Source organism: Pseudomonas sp. FGI182, assembly GCF_000511325.1.
In the GTDB taxonomy this organism is placed as follows: Bacteria; Pseudomonadota; Gammaproteobacteria; order Pseudomonadales; family Pseudomonadaceae; genus Aquipseudomonas; species Aquipseudomonas putida_Z.
The window spans coordinates 5,107,420-5,127,739 of sequence record NZ_CP007012.1 but is presented as its reverse complement, the minus strand read 5'-3'; the positions used below and the strand labels follow the sequence as shown (position 1 = coordinate 5,127,739).

17 protein-coding genes and 2 tRNA genes are annotated in these 20,320 nt (G+C 61.9%); 15 read left to right on the top strand and 4 right to left on the bottom strand.

Annotation, left to right across the window (positions count from 1 at the left end):
• The first annotated feature begins 7 nt into the window (after positions 1-7).
• The 14 genes from folP (at position 8) to C163_RS22505 (ending at position 13,245) form a co-directional block, all read left to right on the top strand.
• Positions 8-859, top strand: a complete 852-nt coding sequence (gene folP, locus C163_RS22570) for a dihydropteroate synthase (RefSeq protein WP_025340703.1) — start codon at positions 8-10, stop codon at positions 857-859.
• A gap of 16 nt (positions 860-875) precedes the next feature.
• The gene (glmM, locus tag C163_RS22565) at positions 876-2,216 is read left to right on the top strand and encodes a phosphoglucosamine mutase (RefSeq protein WP_025340702.1); all 1,341 of its coding nucleotides are present in this window, start codon (positions 876-878) and stop codon (positions 2,214-2,216) included.
• 65 nt (positions 2,217-2,281) lie between these two features.
• Positions 2,282-3,037, top strand: a complete 756-nt coding sequence (tpiA, locus tag C163_RS22560) for a triose-phosphate isomerase (RefSeq protein WP_025340701.1) — start codon at positions 2,282-2,284, stop codon at positions 3,035-3,037.
• Between the two features lie 4 nt (positions 3,038-3,041).
• Positions 3,042-3,440 (top strand): preprotein translocase subunit SecG, encoded by a 399-nt coding sequence (gene secG / locus C163_RS22555; RefSeq protein WP_015271857.1) that lies wholly within the window; start codon positions 3,042-3,044, stop codon positions 3,438-3,440.
• Between the two features lie 21 nt (positions 3,441-3,461).
• Positions 3,462-3,547: transfer RNA gene (locus C163_RS22550), tRNA-Leu, on the top strand.
• 100 nt (positions 3,548-3,647) lie between these two features.
• Positions 3,648-3,724 (top strand) — tRNA-Met (locus tag C163_RS22545).
• A gap of 130 nt (positions 3,725-3,854) precedes the next feature.
• Positions 3,855-4,313, top strand: coding sequence for a ribosome maturation factor RimP (gene rimP, locus C163_RS22540; protein ID WP_003249960.1), 459 nt, complete (start codon positions 3,855-3,857; stop codon positions 4,311-4,313).
• Between the two features lie 59 nt (positions 4,314-4,372).
• Positions 4,373-5,854, top strand: coding sequence for a transcription termination factor NusA (gene nusA / locus C163_RS22535; RefSeq protein ID WP_003258062.1), 1,482 nt, complete (start codon positions 4,373-4,375; stop codon positions 5,852-5,854).
• Between the two features lie 27 nt (positions 5,855-5,881).
• Positions 5,882-8,422 carry a translation initiation factor IF-2 gene (infB, locus tag C163_RS22530; protein ID WP_025340700.1) on the top strand — a complete coding sequence of 847 codons (2,541 nt, stop codon included), beginning with the start codon at positions 5,882-5,884 and terminating at the stop codon, positions 8,420-8,422.
• Positions 8,423-8,538: 116 nt separating this feature from the next.
• Positions 8,539-8,937 (top strand): 30S ribosome-binding factor RbfA, encoded by a 399-nt coding sequence (gene rbfA, locus C163_RS22525; protein ID WP_025340699.1) that lies wholly within the window; start codon positions 8,539-8,541, stop codon positions 8,935-8,937.
• A 3-nt stretch (positions 8,938-8,940) separates the two neighbouring features.
• Positions 8,941-9,858: a tRNA pseudouridine(55) synthase TruB gene (truB, locus tag C163_RS22520; RefSeq protein ID WP_013974284.1), complete on the top strand. Its 918-nt coding sequence runs from the start codon at positions 8,941-8,943 to the stop codon at positions 9,856-9,858.
• A 147-nt stretch (positions 9,859-10,005) separates the two neighbouring features.
• Complete coding sequence (gene rpsO / locus C163_RS22515; protein ID WP_003249971.1) at positions 10,006-10,275, top strand: 30S ribosomal protein S15; 270 nt, start codon at positions 10,006-10,008, stop codon at positions 10,273-10,275.
• Positions 10,276-10,525: 250 nt separating this feature from the next.
• Entirely contained in the window at positions 10,526-12,631 is a 2,106-nt protein-coding gene (pnp, locus tag C163_RS22510; protein ID WP_025340698.1) for a polyribonucleotide nucleotidyltransferase, read from the top strand.
• 263 nt (positions 12,632-12,894) lie between these two features.
• Positions 12,895-13,245, top strand: a complete 351-nt coding sequence (locus C163_RS22505; protein WP_025340697.1) for a BON domain-containing protein — start codon at positions 12,895-12,897, stop codon at positions 13,243-13,245.
• Positions 13,246-13,323: 78 nt separating this feature from the next.
• Here C163_RS22505 and C163_RS22500 read toward each other — a convergent pair whose 3' ends face one another.
• Entirely contained in the window at positions 13,324-13,626 is a 303-nt protein-coding gene (locus C163_RS22500) for a putative quinol monooxygenase (protein WP_025340696.1), read from the bottom strand.
• A gap of 60 nt (positions 13,627-13,686) precedes the next feature.
• On the opposite strand from C163_RS22500, the gene C163_RS22495 reads away from it, so the two are divergent.
• Positions 13,687-14,100 (top strand): VOC family protein, encoded by a 414-nt coding sequence (locus C163_RS22495; RefSeq protein ID WP_010955354.1) that lies wholly within the window; start codon positions 13,687-13,689, stop codon positions 14,098-14,100.
• Positions 14,101-14,236: 136 nt separating this feature from the next.
• Here the strand turns inward: C163_RS22495 and C163_RS22490 are convergent, their stop codons facing one another.
• The 3 genes from C163_RS22490 to acs form a co-directional block, all read right to left on the bottom strand.
• Positions 14,237-17,173 (bottom strand): DUF748 domain-containing protein, encoded by a 2,937-nt coding sequence (locus C163_RS22490; RefSeq protein ID WP_025340695.1) that lies wholly within the window; start codon positions 17,171-17,173, stop codon positions 14,237-14,239.
• A gap of 78 nt (positions 17,174-17,251) precedes the next feature.
• On the bottom strand, positions 17,252-18,121 hold the full coding sequence (locus C163_RS22485) for an oxygenase MpaB family protein (RefSeq protein ID WP_025340694.1): 870 nt from the start codon (positions 18,119-18,121) through the stop codon (positions 17,252-17,254).
• A gap of 42 nt (positions 18,122-18,163) precedes the next feature.
• Positions 18,164-20,098, bottom strand: coding sequence for an acetate--CoA ligase (gene acs / locus C163_RS22480; protein WP_025340693.1), 1,935 nt, complete (start codon positions 20,096-20,098; stop codon positions 18,164-18,166).
• Between the last annotated feature and the right edge of the window lie 222 nt (positions 20,099-20,320).

Genomic DNA, 20,320 nt, shown 5'->3' with positions numbered 1-20,320 from the left:
GGCATCTATGAGCTCAGCGCAGTACCCGACCCGGTTGCCTTGCGGCAACCGGGTTCTTGATTTGTCGCGTACCCATGTCATGGGTATTCTCAATATCACCCCTGATTCCTTTTCTGATGGTGGGCGCTTCAACCAGCGCGACGAGGCGTTGCGTCATGCCGAAGCGATGGTTGCCGCAGGCGCCACGCTGATCGACATCGGCGGCGAGTCCACGCGGCCGGGCGCGCGCGCGGTATCGGTGACCGAGGAGCTGGAGCGGGTAGCCCCCATGGTCGAGGCGATCAACAGCCGCCTCGATGTGGTCATCTCGGTCGATACCTCCACCCCGGCGGTCATGCGTGAATCGGCGCGCCTCGGTGCCGGGCTGATCAACGACGTGCGAGCCCTGGAGCGCGATGGCGCCCTGGACGCTGCCGCGGATACCGGCCTGCCGGTATGCCTCATGCACATGCGCGGCGAGCCGGGTAACATGCAGGACGACCCACATTACGAAGATGTGACTGCCGACGTTACGCGTTACCTTGAGCAGCGAATGGCCGCCTGCGCTGCGGCGGGCATTGACGCAAACAGAATCATCCTTGATCCGGGCTTCGGTTTCGCCAAGACACTGGCGCACAACCTGAGCTTGTTCAAGCATATGGAAGCGCTCTATCGCCTTGGGCGCCCGCTGCTGGTGGGTGTTTCACGCAAGAGCATGATCGGCCTGACGCTGGAACGTCCGGTCGGCGAGCGGTTGTACGGCAGCCTTGCGCTGGCGGCGTTGGCCATGACCAAGGGGGCGAGCATTCTTCGTGTCCATGATGTGGCCGAAACCGTTGATGTGGTGCGCATGATCGCTGCGGTGCAAAGCGCCGAATAAGAACATTGGAGCCCCTATGAGCAGAAAATACTTTGGTACCGACGGCATTCGTGGCCGCGTCGGAGAATACCCGATCACGCCTGACTTCATGCTGAAGCTTGGCTGGGCAGCCGGCATGGCCTTCCGCAAGCAAGGCCACTGCCGGGTGCTGGTTGGCAAGGACACGCGTATTTCCGGCTACATGTTCGAGTCCGCACTCGAAGCCGGCCTGTCTGCGGCGGGTGCCGACGTGATGCTGCTCGGGCCGATGCCTACGCCGGCCATCGCCTACCTGACGCGTACCTTCCACGCCGAAGCCGGTATCGTCATCAGCGCCTCGCACAACCCGCACGATGACAACGGCATCAAGTTCTTCTCGGGCCAGGGGACCAAGCTGCCGGACGAAGTCGAGCTGATGATCGAGGAATTGCTCGACCAGCCGATGACCGTTGTCGAGTCGGGCAAGCTGGGCAAGGTTTCGCGCATCAATGATGCCGCCGGCCGCTACATCGAGTTCTGCAAGAGCAGCGTGCCGAGCAGCACCAGTTTCGACGGCCTCAAGCTGGTGGTCGATTGCGCCCATGGCGCCACCTACAAGGTCGCGCCAAGCGTGTTCCGCGAGCTGGGTGCTGATGTGACCGTGCTGCATGCCCAGCCCGACGGCCTGAACATCAACGAAGGCTGTGGCTCGACTCACATCGAATCGCTGCAGGCTGCCGTGCTGGTCGGTCATGCCGACCTGGGCATCGCCTTCGACGGTGATGGCGACCGGGTGCTGATGGTCGACCACACCGGCGCCATCGTCGATGGTGACGAACTGCTGTTCATCATCGCCCGCGACCTGCAGGAGCGGGGCAAGCTGCAGGGCGGGGTAGTGGGCACGCTGATGAGCAACCTGGGCCTTGAGCTTGCGCTGAAGGACCTGGATATCCCGTTCGTGCGGGCCAAGGTCGGTGACCGTTATGTCATGGCCGAGCTGCTGGAGCGTGAGTGGCTGGTCGGTGGTGAAAACTCTGGTCACGTCGTGTGCTGCAATCACACCACCACTGGTGACGCGATCATCGCTGCGCTGCAGGTGCTGATGGCACTCAAACGTCGTGGCGAAACCCTGGCCCAGGCTCGTCAGGCCCTGCGCAAGTGCCCGCAGGTGCTGATCAATGTGCGCTATGGCGCCAGCAAGGTCGACCCGCTGGAGCACCCGGCGGTCAAGGAAGCCAGTGCCAAGGTGACCGAGGCCTTGGCCGGCCGCGGCCGCGTGCTGCTGCGCAAATCCGGTACCGAGCCGTTGGTGCGGGTGATGGTCGAGGGCGAGGACGAAAGCCAGGTGCGTGCGCACGCAGAAGCGTTGGCCAAACTGGTCGGCGAAGTTTGTGTCTGAAGGCGCTTGCCAGCGCAGATAGGGTTGGGTACTATCTGCGCCCACTTTGACCGACGAGGTAAAGCATGCGTCGCCCTATGGTAGCTGGTAACTGGAAGATGCACGGTACCCGCGCTAGCGTCGCTGAGCTGACCGAAGGCTTGAGAAATCTGGCCTTGCCGAGCGGAGTGGAAGTCGCGGTGTTTCCACCGGCCTTGTTCATCAATCAAGTGATCGATGGCCTGGCAGGCAAGGAAATTACTGTCGGCGCACAGAATTCTGCAGTACAACCCGAACAGGGTGCGCTGACCGGAGAAGTTGCTCCGGAACAGCTGGTTGAAGCAGGCTGCAAGTTGGTGTTGATTGGTCATTCGGAGCGTCGCCAGATCATTGGTGAAACCGACGAAGTGCTCAATCGCAAGTTTGCAGCGGCCCAAGCCAAAGGTTTGAAGCCAGTGCTTTGCATCGGGGAAACCCTTGAAGAGCGCGAGGCCGGCAAAACGCTCGAAGTTGTCGGGCGTCAACTAAGCAGTATCATCGAGGCATTCGGTGTTAAGGCTTTTGCCAATGCAGTAATTGCCTATGAGCCTGTATGGGCCATTGGCACTGGCCTTACGGCCACGCCACAGCAGGCCCAGGATGTGCATGCAGCCATCCGCGGCCAGCTGGCGGCAGAAGATGCTGAAGTGGCTGCGAAGGTGCAGTTGCTCTACGGCGGCAGCGTGAAGGCGGCCAATGCGGCCGAACTGTTCGGCATGCCGGATATCGATGGGGGGCTCATTGGTGGAGCTTCCCTGAACGCAGACGAATTCGGTGCAATTTGTCGCGCCGCAGGAAACTGAACAAATGCTGGAAACAGTCATCGTTGTTTTTCATCTGTTGGCAGCGCTGTCGCTTGTAGTGCTGGTTCTGTTGCAACAGGGTAAAGGTGCGGAAGCAGGAGCATCTTTCGGCGCGGGTGCTTCAAATACCGTGTTCGGGAGCCAGGGCTCTGCAACGTTCCTGAGTAAATTAACTGCTATACTCGCTGCCACTTTCTTTTTGACAGCACTTGGGTTAGGATACTTCGCGAAGCAACAAGCTCACCAGCTTAGCCAAGCAGGTCTTCCAGATCCAGCAGTGCTAGAAGTGAAAGAGCCGCAGAAACCGGCAGTTAATGATGATGTACCGGTGCTCCAGCAGCAGAAGAGCGAAACCACTCCTAATACGGGTGATGTACCTCCTCCGGCACAAGAGCAGAAGTAACGGGTTTCAAGTAGTAGTATTGCCGAGGTGGTGGAATTGGTAGACACGCAACCTTGAGGTGGTTGTGCCCATAGGGTGTAGGGGTTCGAGTCCCCTTCTCGGTACCAATTAAAGCTTGAGAGCCCGCTTTAGCGGGCTTTCTTGCAGGTGAAGGTTCGGATTTGACCCTCAGGAGGGTTCGGTCTTATACTTTTGCCCCAGCTTTGTCGCGGGGTGGAGCAGCTTGGTAGCTCGTCGGGCTCATAACCCGAAGGTCGTTGGTTCAAATCCAGCCCCCGCAACCAGCTTCAGCGGAGCCCCTTTTCAGGGGCTTTTTGCTAACCGAACAGTTTTCGGCGTCGTTGTCCAACGGCGCTTTCAGGGATGGGCGCTTCGCCCATTTTTTATTTGCACAGCATGCACGAGGGGGTTCAGGTGTCGAGCAAGCTAGAACAGTTGCAGGCCTTGTTGGCCCCGGTTGTCGAGGGTCTGGGCTATCAATGCTGGGGGATCGAATACGTTTCCCAGGGTAAGCATTCGGTACTGCGCATCTACATCGACAAGGAAGGCGGCATCCTGGTGGACGACTGCGAAGCGGTCAGCCGTCAGGCCAGCGCAATTCTCGATGTGGAAGATCCGATCAGCAGTGAATACACCCTCGAGGTGTCTTCTCCAGGCATGGATCGCCCACTGTTCACTCTGGAACAGTTTGCCTCGCATGCCGGCGAACAAGTGAAGATCAAGCTGCGCTCACCCTTCGAGGGTCGTCGTAACTTCCAGGGCCTTCTCCGCGGTGTGGAGGAGCAGGATGTGGTGGTCCAGGTGGACAATCAAGAGTTCCTGTTGCCGATCGACTCGATCGACAAGGCCAATATTATTCCCAGTTTTGACTGAGACGTGCCGGGCCCGGCGGACTATCCGGGCCCAATGGCTTGCGCAAGGCGAGGCGTACGATGAGCAAAGAAGTACTGCTGGTTGTTGAATCGGTATCCAACGAAAAAGGTGTACCGCCCGGCGTCATTTTCGAAGCGCTGGAAGTGGCACTGGCCACTGCAACCAAAAAACGTTTTGAAGACGAAGTCGACCTGCGTGTGGAGATCAACCGCCACACCGGTAGCTACGAGACCTTCCGTCGCTGGACCGTGGTCGACGAAGCCGATCTTGATGATCCGGCGATCGAGACCTGGTTGAGCAAGATTCACGAAACCCACCCTGAAGCCAAGGTCGGTGACGTGATCGAAGAGAAGATCGAGTCCATCGAGTTCGGTCGTATTGCCGCCCAGACCGCCAAGCAGGTCATCGTGCAGAAGGTCCGTGAGGCCGAGCGTGCCCAGGTGGTCGATGCCTACCGCGAGCGCGTTGGCGAGATCATCTCCGGCACCGTCAAAAAGGTTACCCGCGACAACGTCATCGTTGACCTGGGCAACAACGCCGAGGCCCTGCTGGCCCGCGAAGACATCATTCCGCGTGAGACCTTCCGTGTTGGCGTGCGCCTGCGTGCGCTGCTCAAGGAAATTCGCACCGAGAACCGTGGCCCTCAGCTGATCCTGTCGCGCACCGCGCCACAGATGCTGATCGAGCTTTTCCGCATCGAAGTGCCGGAAATTGCCGAAGGCCTCATCGAAGTCATGGCTGCCTCCCGTGATCCGGGTTCGCGAGCCAAGATCGCCGTCCGCTCCAAGGACAAGCGCATCGACCCGCAAGGCGCCTGCATCGGCATGCGTGGTTCGCGCGTCCAGGCCGTATCCGGGGAGCTGGGTGGTGAGCGTGTGGATATCGTCCTGTGGGACGATAACCCGGCGCAGTTTGTCATCAACGCCATGTCGCCGGCTGAAGTCGCGGCGATCATCGTTGATGAAGATGCCCATGCCATGGACATCGCCGTTGCCGAGGACAACCTGGCCCAGGCCATTGGTCGTGGCGGTCAGAACGTTCGCCTGGCCAGTCAGCTGACCGGCTGGACCCTGAACGTGATGACCGAGAAGGACATCCAGGCCAAGCAGCAGGCCGAAACCGGTGACATCCTGCGCAATTTCATCGATGAACTGGAAGTCGACGAGGAGCTGGCCCAAGTGCTGGTCGACGAAGGCTTCACCAGCCTCGAAGAAATTGCCTACGTACCGTTGGAAGAAATGCTCAACATCGATGGCTTTGACGAAGATATCGTCAACGAGCTCCGCGCTCGAGCCAAGGACCGTTTGTTGACCAAGGCCATCGCTACCGAAGAAAAACTGGCAGACGCCCATCCGGCTGACGACCTGCTCTCGCTCGAGGGCATGGACAAGGACCTGGCGGCGGAACTGGCGGTGCGCGGCGTGGTTAACCGCGAAGACCTGGCCGAGCAGTCGATCGACGATCTGCTCGACATCGACGGCATCGACGAAGAGCGTGCCGGCAAGTTGATCATGGCCGCCCGAGCCCACTGGTTCGAGTAATTAGGCGCGGCCTGAGGAGAGAAGTGCATGACGCAAGTCACGGTGAAAGAACTGGCCCAAGAGGTCGAGGCACCGGTAGAGCGCCTGCTGCAGCAGATGCGTGAGGCAGGTCTGCCGCACACCGACGCCGGTCAGGTAGTGACCGACAATGAGAAGCAGACCTTGCTGACTCATTTGAAGAGCAGCCACAAGAGCAAGGCGGAAGAACCGCGCAAGATTACCTTGCAGCGCAAAACCACCAGCACCCTGCGTGTCGCCGGTAGCAAGAGCATCAGCGTAGAAGTACGCAAGAAGAAAGTATTCGTGCAGCGCAGCCCGGAAGAAATCCAGGCTGAGCAGAAGCGTGAACTGGATGAGCGCCGCGCGGCTGAAAATGCCGCTCGCGAGAAGGTCGAGGCCGAAGTTCGCCAGCGCAACGAAGAGCAGGCTCGCCGTCAGGCCGCCGATACCGCTGCTGCAGCCCCTGCGCCTGCCGCCAAGCCAGAGGCGGCGCCTGCCGCTGCCCCGGCCCCGGTAGTTGCCGACGCCCCGGCGTCCGAAGACGCCGCAGCCCGTGCTGCCGAGCGCAAGAAGGACGAAGCCCGTCGCAACGAAGGCCGCACCCGTGACGAAGACCGTCGTGGTGGCGAGCGTCGTGGCGAGGCCCCGCGCGTGTCGATCAAGGTCAAGGTCAAGGAGAAGGAAAAGGCTCCGACTCCTCGTGCCGCACCGCGCACCACCGATGAAGAGAGCGATGGCGTACGCCGTGGCCGCGGTGGCAAGAGCAAGCTGAAGAAGCGCAACCAGCACGGCTTCCAGAACCCGACCGGTCCAGTCATCCGTGACGTGACCATCGGCGAGACCATCACCGTCTCGGAACTGGCCCAACAGATGTCGGTCAAGGCCGCTGAAGTGGTCAAGTTCATGTTCAAGCTGGGTACCCCGGTCACCATCAACCAGGTGCTCGACCAGGAAACCGCTCAGCTGGTCGCCGAAGAACTGGGCCACAAAGTGACCCTGGTCAGCGATACCGCCCTGGAAGACTCCCTGGCCGAATCGCTGAAGTTCGAAGGTGAAGTCGAATCGCGTGCGCCGGTCGTTACCGTCATGGGTCACGTTGACCACGGTAAGACCTCGCTGCTCGACTACATCCGTCGTGCCAAGGTTGCCGCTGGCGAAGCCGGTGGTATTACCCAGCACATCGGTGCCTACCACGTGGAAACCGACCGCGGCATGGTCACCTTCCTCGATACCCCAGGCCACGCTGCGTTCACCGCAATGCGTGCCCGTGGTGCCAAGGCTACCGACATCGTCATCCTGGTGGTGGCGGCGGACGACGGCGTGATGCCGCAAACCCGCGAAGCCGTTCAGCATGCCAAGGCAGCTGGCGTTCCGCTGGTGGTTGCGGTGAACAAGATCGACAAGCCGGGTGCCGATATCGATCGCATCCGCAACGAGCTGGCCGTCGAAGGCGTGACCTCCGAGGACTGGGGTGGTGACACTCCGTTCGTCAAGGTTTCGGCGAAGATGGGTACCGGCGTCGACGAGCTGCTCGAAGCTGTCCTGCTGCAGGCCGAGATCCTCGAGCTGACCGCTACCCCGACCGCTCCAGGTCGTGGCGTGGTTGTCGAATCGCGTCTGGACAAGGGCCGTGGCCCGGTGGCTACCATCCTGGTTCAGGACGGTACCCTGCGTCAGGGCGATATGGTCCTGTGCGGTTCCAACTATGGCCGCGTGCGCGCCATGCTCGACGAGAACGGCAAGCCTGTGAAGGAAGCCGGCCCGTCGATCCCGGTCGAGATCCTCGGCCTGGACGGTACCCCGGAAGCCGGTGACGAGCTGTCCGTGGTTGCCGACGAGAAGAAGGCCCGTGAAGTTGCCCTGTTCCGTCAAGGCAAGTACCGCGAGGTCAAGCTGGCCCGTGCTCACGCCGGCAAGCTGGAAAACATCTTCGAGACCATGGGTCAGGAAGAGAAGAAGACCCTCAACATCGTCCTCAAGACCGACGTGCGTGGTTCCCTGGAAGCACTGCAGGGTTCGCTGTCGGGCCTGGGCAACGACGAAGTTCAGGTACGCGTGATCGGTGGCGGCGTCGGTGGTATCACCGAAAGCGACGCCAACCTGGCGCTGGCTTCGAATGCAGTACTGTTCGGCTTCAACGTGCGTGCCGATGCCGGCGCGCGCAAGATCGTCGAGCAGGAAGGTCTGGATATGCGTTACTACAACGTGATCTACGACATCATCGAAGACGTCAAGAAGGCCCTGACCGGCATGCTCGGCAGCGATGTTCGCGAGAACATCCTGGGTGTCGCCGAAGTACGTGATGTGTTCCGTTCGCCGAAGTTCGGCGCCATCGCTGGCTGTATGGTCATCGAGGGTACCGTGTACCGCAACCGTCCGATCCGCGTACTGCGCGAAGACGTTGTGATCTTCGAAGGCGAACTGGAGTCGCTGCGTCGCTTCAAGGACGACGCCTCCGAAGTGCGTAACGGCATGGAGTGCGGTATTGGCGTGAAGAGCTACAACGACGTCAAGGTCGGCGACAAGATCGAAGTCTTCGAGAAAGTCCAGGTTGCTCGTACCCTCTAAGGGTGAGCAGGGCGCCAGCCCCCGCCGCAGGGCGGTGGGCAGTGCCTCAGTAGGTAGCGCCCGGTCAGGCATCAGCCTGACCGGGCGTTTGCCGCTTTAAGTTACAGGTAGCAAGAATGGCCAAAGAATACAGCCGTACCCAACGTATCGGTGATCAGATGCAGCGCGAGCTGGCCGAGCTGATCCGCCGTGAAGTCAAGGACCCCCGCGTCGGTCTGGTCACCATCACCGCTGTGGATGTCAGCCGCGACCTAGGCCATGCCAAGGTCTTCATCACCGTCATGGGCGAAGAAACGCCAGACGCAGTGCAGCAGTCGCTCAAGGCCCTGAACAGCGCCGCCAGCTTCCTGCGTCTGCACCTGGGCCGCTCGATGCAGCTGCGCAGCGTGCCGCAACTGCATTTCCACTTCGACGAAAGCGTCAGCCGCGGTGTCCACCTGTCGGCACTGATCGAGCGCGCGGTCGCCGAAGACCGTCTGCACAAGGATGCCGACAAGCCGGACGCCGAGGAGTAAGCGGTGGCCCAGGTCAAACGTATCCGCCGCAACGTCAGCGGCATCATCCTGCTCGACAAGCCGCTGGGCTTCACCTCCAACGCCGCGCTGCAAAAGGTGCGCTGGCTGCTCAATGCGGAAAAAGCCGGCCACACCGGCAGCCTCGACCCGCTGGCAACCGGCGTGCTGCCGCTGTGCTTTGGCGAAGCGACCAAGTTTTCGCAGTACCTGCTCGATTCCGACAAGGGCTACGAAACGGTCATGCAGATGGGGCAGACTACCAACACCGGTGATGCCGAAGGTGAGGTGCTGCAGACCCGCGAGGTGACCGTTGGTCGCGCCGACATCGAGGCCCTGCTGCCGCGGTTTCGTGGCCAGATCAGCCAGATACCGCCGATGTACTCGGCGCTCAAGCGTGACGGCCAGCCGCTGTACAAGCTGGCACGTGCAGGAGAGGTAGTGGAGCGCGAGGCGCGTTCTGTTACTATTGGCCGCTTGGAGTTGCTCGAGTGCGAAGGCACCCGTGCACGGTTGAGCGTAGGATGCAGCAAAGGCACCTATATCCGCACCCTGGTGGAGGATATCGGCGAGGCCCTTGGCTGTGGCGCCTATGTCGCCGAGCTGCGCAGGACCCAGGCCGGGCCTTTCGCGCTGGCACAGACGGTCACCCTCGAGGAACTCGAACAGGCCCACGCCGAAGGCGGCAACGAAGCGCTCGACCGCTTCCTCATGCCCTCGGACAGCGGCCTGCAGGACTGGCCGCTGGTGTGCCTGTCCGAACACAGTGCGTTCTACTGGCTGCATGGGCAGGCGGTACGCGCACCGGACGCGCCACAATTTGGCATGGTCCGGGTACAGGATCACAATGCACGCTTCATCGGTATCGGTGAAGTGAGCGAAGACGGGCGCATTGCGCCGCGTCGGCTGATTCGGTCGGAATGACCGAAACCGCGGGGCCAGGCAGTTGCCAGGCCCCACGGCACCAAGGGTGGCTGTCAGTAGGCACGGTCACACCTTTTTTATTAATACAGGGATTTGTCCCTGGCCTATTGGACCCCGCATGCGGGATCCGTTATCAGGAGAAGCCAAATGGCCCTCAGCGTTGAAGAAAAAGCTCAGATCGTTGCCGAATACCAGCAAGCCGCCGGCGATACCGGTAGCCCGGAAGTGCAGGTTGCTCTGCTGACCGCCAACATCAACAAGCTGCAAGGCCACTTCAAGGCCAACGACAAAGACCACCACTCCCGTCGTGGTCTGATTCGTATGGTCAACCAGCGTCGTAAGCTGCTGGACTACCTGAAGGGCAAAGACACCACTCGTTACAGCGCCCTGATCGGTCGCCTGGGTCTGCGTCGCTAATAGCGGCCTGGCCAGTGGTGTGCATGGCGTGTCGCAGGCTTCGGCAGGGCTGTTTTGCAGTGCTGCAGTTGGACACGCCACGCGTATCTCCGAGGTTGGCAGCCTGGCAATGCTGAGCGGATTTTCCGCTTGGTGCCAGGCTCCCAGCCTCGTGTTGTATCTGGACGGTCAATGGGGCCGATTCCCCGTTCTGCCCAAGAATTCGCAAGAAACCAGTTCCCCCAAGAGCCACTGAAAAAGGTAGGAAACCGTGAACCCGGTAATCAAGACTTTCCAGTTCGGTCAATCGACCGTTACTCTCGAAACGGGCCGTATTGCCCGTCAGGCAACCGGCGCCGTGCTGGTGACCGTCGACAACGACGTCACCGTGCTGGTGACTGTGGTAGGCGCCAAACAGGCCGATCCAGGCAAGGGCTTCTTCCCGCTGTCGGTCCACTACCAGGAAAAGACCTACGCCGCCGGCAAGATCCCGGGTGGCTTCTTCAAGCGTGAAGGCCGTCCTTCCGAGAAAGAGACCCTGACCTCGCGCCTGATCGACCGTCCGATCCGTCCGCTGTTCCCGGAAGGCTTCATGAACGAAGTGCAGGTCGTCTGCACCGTGGTTTCCACCAGCAAGAAGACCGACCCGGACATCGCTGCGATGATCGGTACCTCGGCTGCCCTGGCAATTTCCGGCATTCCATTCGAAGGCCCGATCGGCGCCGCTCGCGTTGCCTTCCACGAAAGCACCGGCTACCTGCTGAACCCGACCTACGAGCAACTGGCTGCCTCGAGCCTGGACATGGTCGTTGCCGGTACCTCCGACGCTGTACTGATGGTTGAATCGGAAGCCAAAGAGCTGACCGAAGACCAGATGCTGGGCGCCGTACTGTTCGCCCACGACGAATTCCAGGCCGTGATCCAGGCCGTCAAGGAACTGGCCGCCGAAGCCGGCAAGCCGACCTGGGACTGGCAGCCAGCCCCAGCCAACGTCGAGCTGATGAACCTGGTGCGTGGCGAGTTCGGCGAAGCCGTTTCGCAGGCCTACACCATCACCCAGAAGGCTGACCGTTACAACCGCCTGGGCCAGCTGCGCGACGAGGCTGTTGCCCGTCTGAGCAACGAAGAGACCGGCCCGTCCGCCGGCGCCATCAAGGACATCTTCGGCGAGCTGGAATACCGCACCGTCCGCGAGAACATCGTCAACGGCAAACCGCGTATCGACGGCCGTGACACCCGCACCGTGCGCCCACTGAACATCGAAGTCGGCGTATTGCCGAAGACCCACGGTTCGGCGCTGTTCACCCGTGGCGAAACCCAGGCCCTGGTCGTCGCGACCCTGGGTACTGCCCGTGACGCCCAGCTGCTGGACACCCTGGAAGGCGAGAAGAAAGACCCGTTCATGCTGCACTACAACTTCCCGCCATTCTCGGTGGGTGAGTGCGGCCGCATGGGCGGCGCCGGCCGTCGTGAAATCGGCCACGGCCGCCTGGCCCGTCGTGGCGTGCAGGCCATGCTGCCGAGCGACAGCGACTTCCCGTACACCATCCGCGTGGTATCGGAAATCACCGAATCCAACGGTTCCAGCTCCATGGCTTCGGTCTGTGGTGCTTCCCTGGCCCTGATGGACGCCGGTGTACCGATGAAGGCACCGGTTGCCGGTATCGCCATGGGCCTGGTCAAGGAAGGTGACAAGTTCGCCGTCCTGACCGACATCCTGGGTGACGAAGACCATCTGGGCGACATGGACTTCAAGGTAGCCGGTACCGCCAAGGGTGTTACTGCGCTGCAGATGGACATCAAGATCAACGGCATCACCGAAGAGATCATGGAAATCGCCCTGGGCCAGGCCCTGGAAGCGCGCCTGAACATCCTCGGCCAGATGAACCAGATCATCGCCCAGTCGCGTAGCGAGCTGTCGGCCAACGCCCCGACCATGATCGCGATGAAGATCGACACCGACAAGATCCGTGACGTCATCGGTAAAGGTGGTGCCACCATTCGCGCCATCTGCGAAGAGACCAAGGCTTCGATCGACATCGAAGACGACGGCTCGATCAAGATCTTCGGCGAAACCAAGGAAGCGGCAGAGGCTGCCAAGCAGCGCATCCTGGGCATCACCGCCGAGGCCGAGATCGGCAAGATCTACGTCGGCAAGGTCGAGCGCATCGTCGACTTCGGTGCCTTCGTCAACATCCTGCCTGGCAAGGACGGCCTGGTGCACATCTCCATGTTGAGCGATGCTCGCGTCGAGAAAGTCACCGACATCCTGAAAGAAGGCCAGGAAGTCGAAGTACTGGTACTGGACGTGGACAACCGCGGCCGTATCAAGCTGTCGATCAAGGACGTTGCCGCGGCCAAGGCCTCGGGCGTCTAAGCGACTGCCACGCAACAGGAAAAGGGCCCTTCGGGGCCCTTTTTTCATGGGCGAAAGGGAACCTTTTGCGGACTTGCATCTTGCATGCAGGTTTACCGTGCAGATTGCAAAATGCACGACGACGGGAATGCTGGTTTTTCGCTAACTTATTGATTTGAAAGGAAACAAGCGAAGCGGAAAATCTGGCACAGCGCGTGCAACTACCTTCATACCTGACGCCAGGACATACGGCGCAGACCTTTCGAAAAACAGGAGTGACTCACATGAAGAAGTTCGCCATTGCTGCCGCTACTGCTACCGCCCTGACCCTGACCATGGCTAACGGCGCGTTCGCTGCAGAGCCAACCCAGGCTCCAGTCATGTTGGCCGCCAATACCGTGGACAACGCCAAGCAGGAAGGTTCTGACACCTGGATCACCACCAAAGTGAAAGCGGACCTGCTGACTGAAAAAGGTATTCCAGGCAGCGACATCAAAGTCGAGACCAGCCAAGGTGTCGTCTCGCTGTCGTCTGACGTGGCGGTGACTCAGTCCCAGAAAGAAGAAGCTGTTCGTATTACCAAGAACATCAAAGGCGTCAAAAGTGTGATGTCGGACGGCCTGAAAGCCGAATAAGGAATGTCCCGTCGGCCAAAAGGATTTGGCCACCTTCGCTCCGAGCCCCGGCTATTTGCCGGGGCTTTTCATTGGTGGCTAGTACACCGGATTACGCGCAATCACATCACTCTCGAAGCATTCCTGTTCGACGATCAGCGGCTCGACCAACGGCCGGCTATCGCGAAAGTGCGCAGTCTGCGTATGCGCGTCATACGCCGCATCATCGCGGTATATCTCGTACAGGTAGATCACCTCCGGGTCGACCCGGTCCTGCGACACATCGAACACCAGGCAGCCAGGTTCGTTGGCAACGGAAGCCGCGGCATTGTCCTTGATCGCAGTCAGAAATTCATCGGCGTAACCGGGCTTCACTCGGGTCTTGATGAACAGGCTATACACAAGGCTCTCCTTTTGTTTTAAATTCTATTATGAATTGTATACAAAAATGGAGCCTCGCCAATGTCCGAATTGCCTGCACGCCCTGGCCGCCTGAACGGCCTGCGTCATATTGCCTTGTTGGTACCCAACCTGGAGGAGTGTGAACGCTTCTACGTCGATGTGCTGGGCATGGAAGTGCTGAACCGCGCCAACGAAGACCTGGTGTACCTCACTTGTGGTAACGACAACCTGTCGCTGGGGCGCGGGGCAGGGGCGGCCAATGGGTTGCAGACCCTGGACCACTATGGGTTCATCGTCGATAGCGTGGAGGAGCTGGAAGCCTGGTATCAGTACTTCAAGGCGCACGGCGTGACCTTGCTGGACCGGCCGTTCAACCATGGTGACGGGGCGCGCAGCTTCCACCTGCTGGACCCGGCAGGGAACAAGGTGCAGCCGTTGTACCATCCGGCGGTGTCGGGGCAGCGTTTGGTGTGAAGCCTGTACCGGCCTCTTCGCGGCGGTTCGGCGCCCCGATGAGCCCGCTCCCACAGGTACTGCACAGGCCTTGAACTGTGTGCGGTCCCTGTGGGAGCGGGCAAGCCCGCGAAGAGGCCGGACCTGCTAGTAGAAGTTACTCGGCATCCAGATGCATCGGCGTCACCACCCGCCCATCGCTCTCGGCCTGGCCCAGGTTGGTATCGATGAAGTACACCCGGTCATCTTCCAGCTGGCCCTTGTCCACCAGGTAATCCTTGATGCTGCTGGCCCGCTCCTGGCCCAGCGTGCGCAGTAGCGCAGTACTCTCGGCCCAGGACTTGATCACCGCCTCGCGCAGCTTGGCGGTGCGCTCGTCGCGGCCCAGTTGCTCCCATTCGGCAGGCGGCTGCTGCTTCAGGCGGTTACGGTAGATGCCTTCGAGCATCGCCGGTTTGTCACTGTCGTCGACCACCAGCATCGAGGCATTGGCCGGCACCTTGTCACCGCGACGCTGCAGGATCTTGTACCAGGTGGCCTGGTACTCGCGCTCCAGGCGCTGCTGGGCGATCAGCGGGCCATCGCTGGCCTGGGCGCTGGTGCCTTCGATTTCCAGGCGCAGTTCCGGGCGTTCCTTCAGGGCCGACGCCAGCTTGTCCAGCGATGCCTGGGCGTCGCTACCGAGCTCGCTGGAGCCCGGGGCGAAGGCCACGTTGCCCAGGTCTTCCGAGCCACCGCCGGCAACCAGCCCGCCAATGAACTTGAACGGTGCCTGCGCCGCACGCAACACCAGGTTGCGCAGGGTTTGCCAGACGATCGGCATCACGCTGAACTGCGGGTTGTTGAGGTCGCCGGACACCGGCAGCTCGATCGAGATCTTGCCTTCGGTGTCCTTCAGCAGCGCCACCGCCAGGCGGATCGGCAGGTCCACTGCGTCCGGGCTGTCGACCTTCTCGCCCAACTGCAGCTGCTCTACCACCACCTTGTTTTCGGCCTTCAGCTGGCCATTGGTGATCAGGTAGTGCAGGTCGAGGTTGAGCCGGCCCTTGCGGATGCGGAAGCCGGCGAACTTGCCGGAGTAGGGGGTGAGTGTGGTCAGCTCGACCCGCTTGAAGCTGGTGGCGATGTCCAGACTGGCCAGCGGGTTGAACGGGTTGAGGGCGCCTTTGATGGTGACCGGCGCGTAGCGGTCGACCTTGCCCTTGACGTCGACCTTGGCCGGCAACGGCTTGCGGTTGTCGATGGTGCCGATCCGGCCGTTGAGCTGCTGGATGGCCGTGGCGAAGTTGGGGGTGAGGGACAGGTCGGCGAAGTTGGCCGAGCCGTCGTTGATGTCGATCTGGCCGATGTGGATGCCCAGCGGCTTGTCGTTGCTGGCAGCGGCCGGCTTGGCCTGGCTGGTCGCCGGGGCGCCGGCCGGCTGCGGGATCAGCAGGTCGTTGATGTTGGTGGTGCGGTCCTCGTTGATGATGAAGCGCGCATAGGGTTGCAGCAGAGTCACCTTGTCGATCGACAGCGCATCGCCGTGCACGTAGGACAGGCCGTCGACATTCACCTGCTGCCATTTGACGAAGTCACGGCTCTTGATGGTGTCGAGGGTGTGCAGCTGGCTGACCTGTGCCTTGCCGGTAACGCTGAAGGCCAGCGGTGCGGTGTTCTTCAGGTCGACCTTGAGGTCGCTGGCGAGCATGCCGCTGCGCAGCTCCAGCAGGATGAACGGGCTGATATAGGCCTGGGCCACTCGCAGGTCGATGTCGCGGGTGCTCACGTCCAGCTTGGCCCAGATGGGTGCCAGGTTGACCTGGCCGGCCGCCTGCAGTTTGCCTTGCTTGCCCACGCCGGTATCGAGCTTGAGGGTGAAGGGCGACTTGTTGAGACTGTCGAAACCTTGCAGGTCGGCGTTGAGCGGGCCGACGTCGAGGGCCACCGGCTCCTTCTGGGTACGGTCTGCCAGGTGCACCAGGTAGTTACGCAGTTGCACATCCTTGAGCAGCACCTGCCAGGGTTTGCTCGGCTCCTTGGCGGCTTGCTGTTCGGGCGTGGGTTCGGCGGCTGCCGGCTCGGCCTTTTCCTTCGGCGTAGCCTTGGCCGGCTGGCTGGCGAACAGCTTCTGCCAGTCAAGCTGGCCGTCCTTTTCCAGCGCAGCCCAGGTTTCCAGTTTTTCGCTGCGGATCTTGCCCACGGTGACCAGCTGCTTGACTAGGTCGACCGAGGTTTCGCTTACTTCCAGGCTGGCCAGGCGTGCCAGCGGGCGACCATCCGGGGCCTTGATGGCAAACGGGGCGATGCGCACCGACGCGTTGTCCAGCAACAGTTCGGTCTGTTTGGCAAGGTTGAGCTTGTAGTGGGTGTCGAGGCTGACCACGCCCTCTTCCAGCACCAGTGGCACGGCATCGCGCACATAGGGCCAGAATGCCTTCATCTTGCCTTCGGTGATCTTCAGTGTGCCTTCAGAGGCGATCGGCGCCAGGCTCAGGGTACCTTTCCAGTCGATACGCCCGCCGTTGGGGCCAATGGCCACCAGGGTCATGTCGGCATTGTCGTTGGGCAGGGTGCTGAGGTTTTTCAGCTCCAGGTTCATGTTGTCGTAGAGGAACTCGATCGGCTCGCTCGGGCGCAGGTCCTCGAAGTGCAGGTAGCCGTCGCTGAGCTTGATGCTGCCGATACGTAGCGGGAACGGGTCGCTGGGCGGCTCGTCAGGCTTGGCTTCGCTGGCTGGCAGCTTGAACAGGCGGGTCAGGTTGAGGGTACCGTCCCTGGCGAACAGTACTTCGTTGCGTGGTTTGACCAGTTCCACGGCGTCCAGGTGCAGGGCACCGCTCCACAGGCTGTCGAGCGAGAGGTTGGCGTACAGCCGCTCGAAGCCGACCTGCTCCTTGCCCGGCTCGCCGATCTGCAGGCCCCACAGCGTCAGCTCGAGGCTGAAGGGGTTGAGCTCGATCCGTTCGAGGTGGGCAGGCACGGTCGCGTACTGGGCCAACTGCTGGTTGGCGATGCGCAGCGCGACACCGGGGAGAACGAGAAAGCCGAGAAGGCTGTAGAGGGCTACGAGGGCCAGCAGTGCGCCAGCGGCGCGAGTCAATCCTTTGTACATGTGTCGCTTCGTCTGTCTAAGCAGGAGAGCTTGGAGTATGGCACGTTAAATCAGTTCCGCTGAGGCGACCATCTGACCTCATTCGATACCCATGCGCCGTTTGGCCCGATGCGCCGAGCCGTCGCGCATCGCCCAGCGCAATATCGGCGCGGTGCGTTGCAGGCCCAGGCGGATCATGCGCCGCTGCAACGGGCCGTGCTGCAGGTCGAGCATGGCCTGGGCCCAGGCCGGCAGCAGGTCGATGCCGGCGTGCAGCATCAGCTTGCCCACCGGCTGTGCCAGGCGGCTGGGGGCGGGGGCATCGAGCAGGATGCTGACCACCTCATGGCTGCGGGCGTCGCAGTGCAACTGCGGCCGCATGCGCTGCAGGTAGTCCTCGACTTGCTGGCACGAGCGCGGCACGTCGCGGGCGCCAAGGCGCTCGGCAATCAGCGCGATCTCTGCGTAGTAGGCATCCTGCTCGGCGCGCGCAAGGTGCGGGTTGCGGTAACGCAGGTGGGCGGCGAGGAAGCTGCTGACTTCCGCCACATGCACCCAGGTCAGCAGGTCCGGGTCGCTGGCCGCATATGGGCGGCCATCCGGCGCGGTGCCGGTCACCTGCAGGTGGATGGTGCGCACCTTGTCGATCAGCCACTCGGCATCGCGGGTGGCGCCGAAGGTGGTGCCGGAGATGAATTGGCTGGTGCGGCGCAGGCGGCCGAGCAGGTCTTCACGGAAGTTGGAATGGTCCCACACCCCGGCCAGGGCCAGCGGGTGCAGCAATTGCAGCATGAGGGCGCTGATGCCACCGACTAGCATGCTCGGGAAGTCGCCATGTACCCGCCAGCTGATGCTGTGCGGGCCGAACAGGCCAGGGTCGCCCTTGGGCGATTCCAGATCGAGCTGGCCGAGGGCCAGCCCGGTAAGGCTCATGACCTGGGTTTCGATGCGGCGGCGAAGGGCTTCCATGGCGACCTGTGGTTCAGGGCGGCCATGAACAGCGGCCGCCGGTTACTGGTTGAGGCGTTTGTCGATCAGGCCCTGCACCACGCTTGGGTCGGCCAGGGTCGAGGTATCGCCCAGGTTGTCGAGTTCGTTGCAGGCGATCTTGCGCAGTATACGCCGCATGATCTTGCCTGAGCGGGTCTTGGGCAGCGCCGGGGCCCACTGGATCAGCTCGGGCTTGGCGAAACTGCCGATTTCCTTGCTGACCAGGGCCAGCAACTCGGCCTTGAGCGCGTCGTCCGGCGTTACGCCATTCATGGGCGTGACGAAGGCATAAACGCCCTGGCCCTTGAGGTCGTGGGGGTAACCGACCACCGCCGCTTCGGCGACACTGTCATGCAGCACCAGCGCGCTTTCCACTTCGGCGGTACCGATACGGTGGCCGGAAACGTTGATCACGTCATCGATACGCCCGGTGATCCAGTAGTCACCATCGGCATCGCGGCGGGCACCGTCGCCGGTGAAGTAATAGCCGGGCATCGGCTTGAAGTAGGTGTCGACCATGCGCTGATGGTCGCCATAGACGCTACGGATCTGCCCGGGCCAGCTGGCCTTGATCACCAGCAGACCGGCACCGGGGCCTTCGATGAGCTTGCCCTTTTCGTCCAGCAGCACTGGTTGCACGCCGAACATGGGCTGGGTGGCACAGCCGGGCTTGAGCGACTGCGAGCCGGGCAACGGGGTGAGCATGATGCCGCCGGTTTCGGTCTGCCACCAGGTATCGACGATGGGGCAGCGCTTTTGCCCGACTTCCTCGAAATACCACTCCCAGGCTTCGGGGTTGATCGGCTCGCCGACGCTGCCCAGCAGGCGCAGGCTCTGGCGTGAAGTGTTTTGCAGCGGCGCGGAGCCTTCGCGCATCAGCGCGCGCAGGGCGGTCGGGGCGGTGTAGAAGATGTTCACCTGGTGCTTGTCCACCACTTGCCAGAAGCGCGAGGTGTCCGGGTAGTTGGGCACGCCTTCGAACATCAGCGAGATCGCGCCATTGGCCAGCGGGCCATAGACGATGTAGCTGTGCCCGGTGACCCAGCCGACATCGGCGGTGCACCAGAACACCTCGCCGTCACGGTAGTCGAATACCACCTTGAAGGTGAGGGTGGCCTGCAGCAGATAGCCGCCGGTAGTGTGCAGCACGCCTTTGGGTTTGCCGGTGCTGCCGGAGGTGTAGAGGATGAACAGCGGATCTTCGGCGCCCATCGGCTCGGGAGCGCAGTCGTCGCCGGCTTTTTCCGTTGCCTCGTGGTACCAGAGGTCACGGCCTTCGGCCCAGGCGACATCGCCGCCGGTGCGGCGCACCACGAATACACTGCTGACCGCGGGGCAGCTGGCCAGGGCCTTGTCGACGTTCTGTTTCAGCGGGATGCGTTTGCCGCCGCGCACGCCTTCATCGGCGGTGATCACCGTACGGCAGTCGGCATCGAGGATACGGTCGCGCAGAGCATCTGGCGAGAAGCCGCCGAATACCACCGAGTGGATGGCACCGATGCGGGTGCAGGCAAGCATGGCGAAGGCGGCCTCGGGGATCATCGGCATGTAGATGCACACCCGGTCGCCTTTCTTCACCCCGCGTGCTTTCAGCGCATTGGCCAGGCGGCAGACCTGGCGGTGCAGTTCGCGGTAGGTAATGGCCTTGGAGTCCTTGGGGTCATCGCCTTCCCACAGCAGGGCGGTCTGTTCGCCGCGTCGGGCCAGGTGGCGGTCGATGCAGTTGTAGCTGACGTTGAGCTGGGCGCCGTCGAACCAGCGGGCGCTGCCGGTCTTCAGGTCGCATTGCTGCACGCTCGACCAGGGTTTTATCCAGTCCAGGCGCTTGGCCTGTTCGGCCCAGAAGGTGTCGGGGTCATCCACCGACTGGCGGTAGAGGCGGCGGTACTCGTCGGGGGTGAGGGCGGCGGACTGGCTGACGGCCAGGGCCTGGGGGTAGTTGCGGATATCGAACATGGCGGGTGGTCCTGCTCTTGTAAGGGGCGATGGACTGCAACGGCTATTCGATAGGACAGTGTAGCCAGAGGTGATGTTCCTTGAGGGTAGACTCGGTCCCTGTAGGAGCGGCCTTGTGTCGCGATGGGCCGCAGAGCGGCCCCGGGATCTCAGCGCTGGCGCATCAATTGTTGGGGCCGCTCTGCGGCCCATCGCGACACAAGGCCGCTCCTACACGGAGCG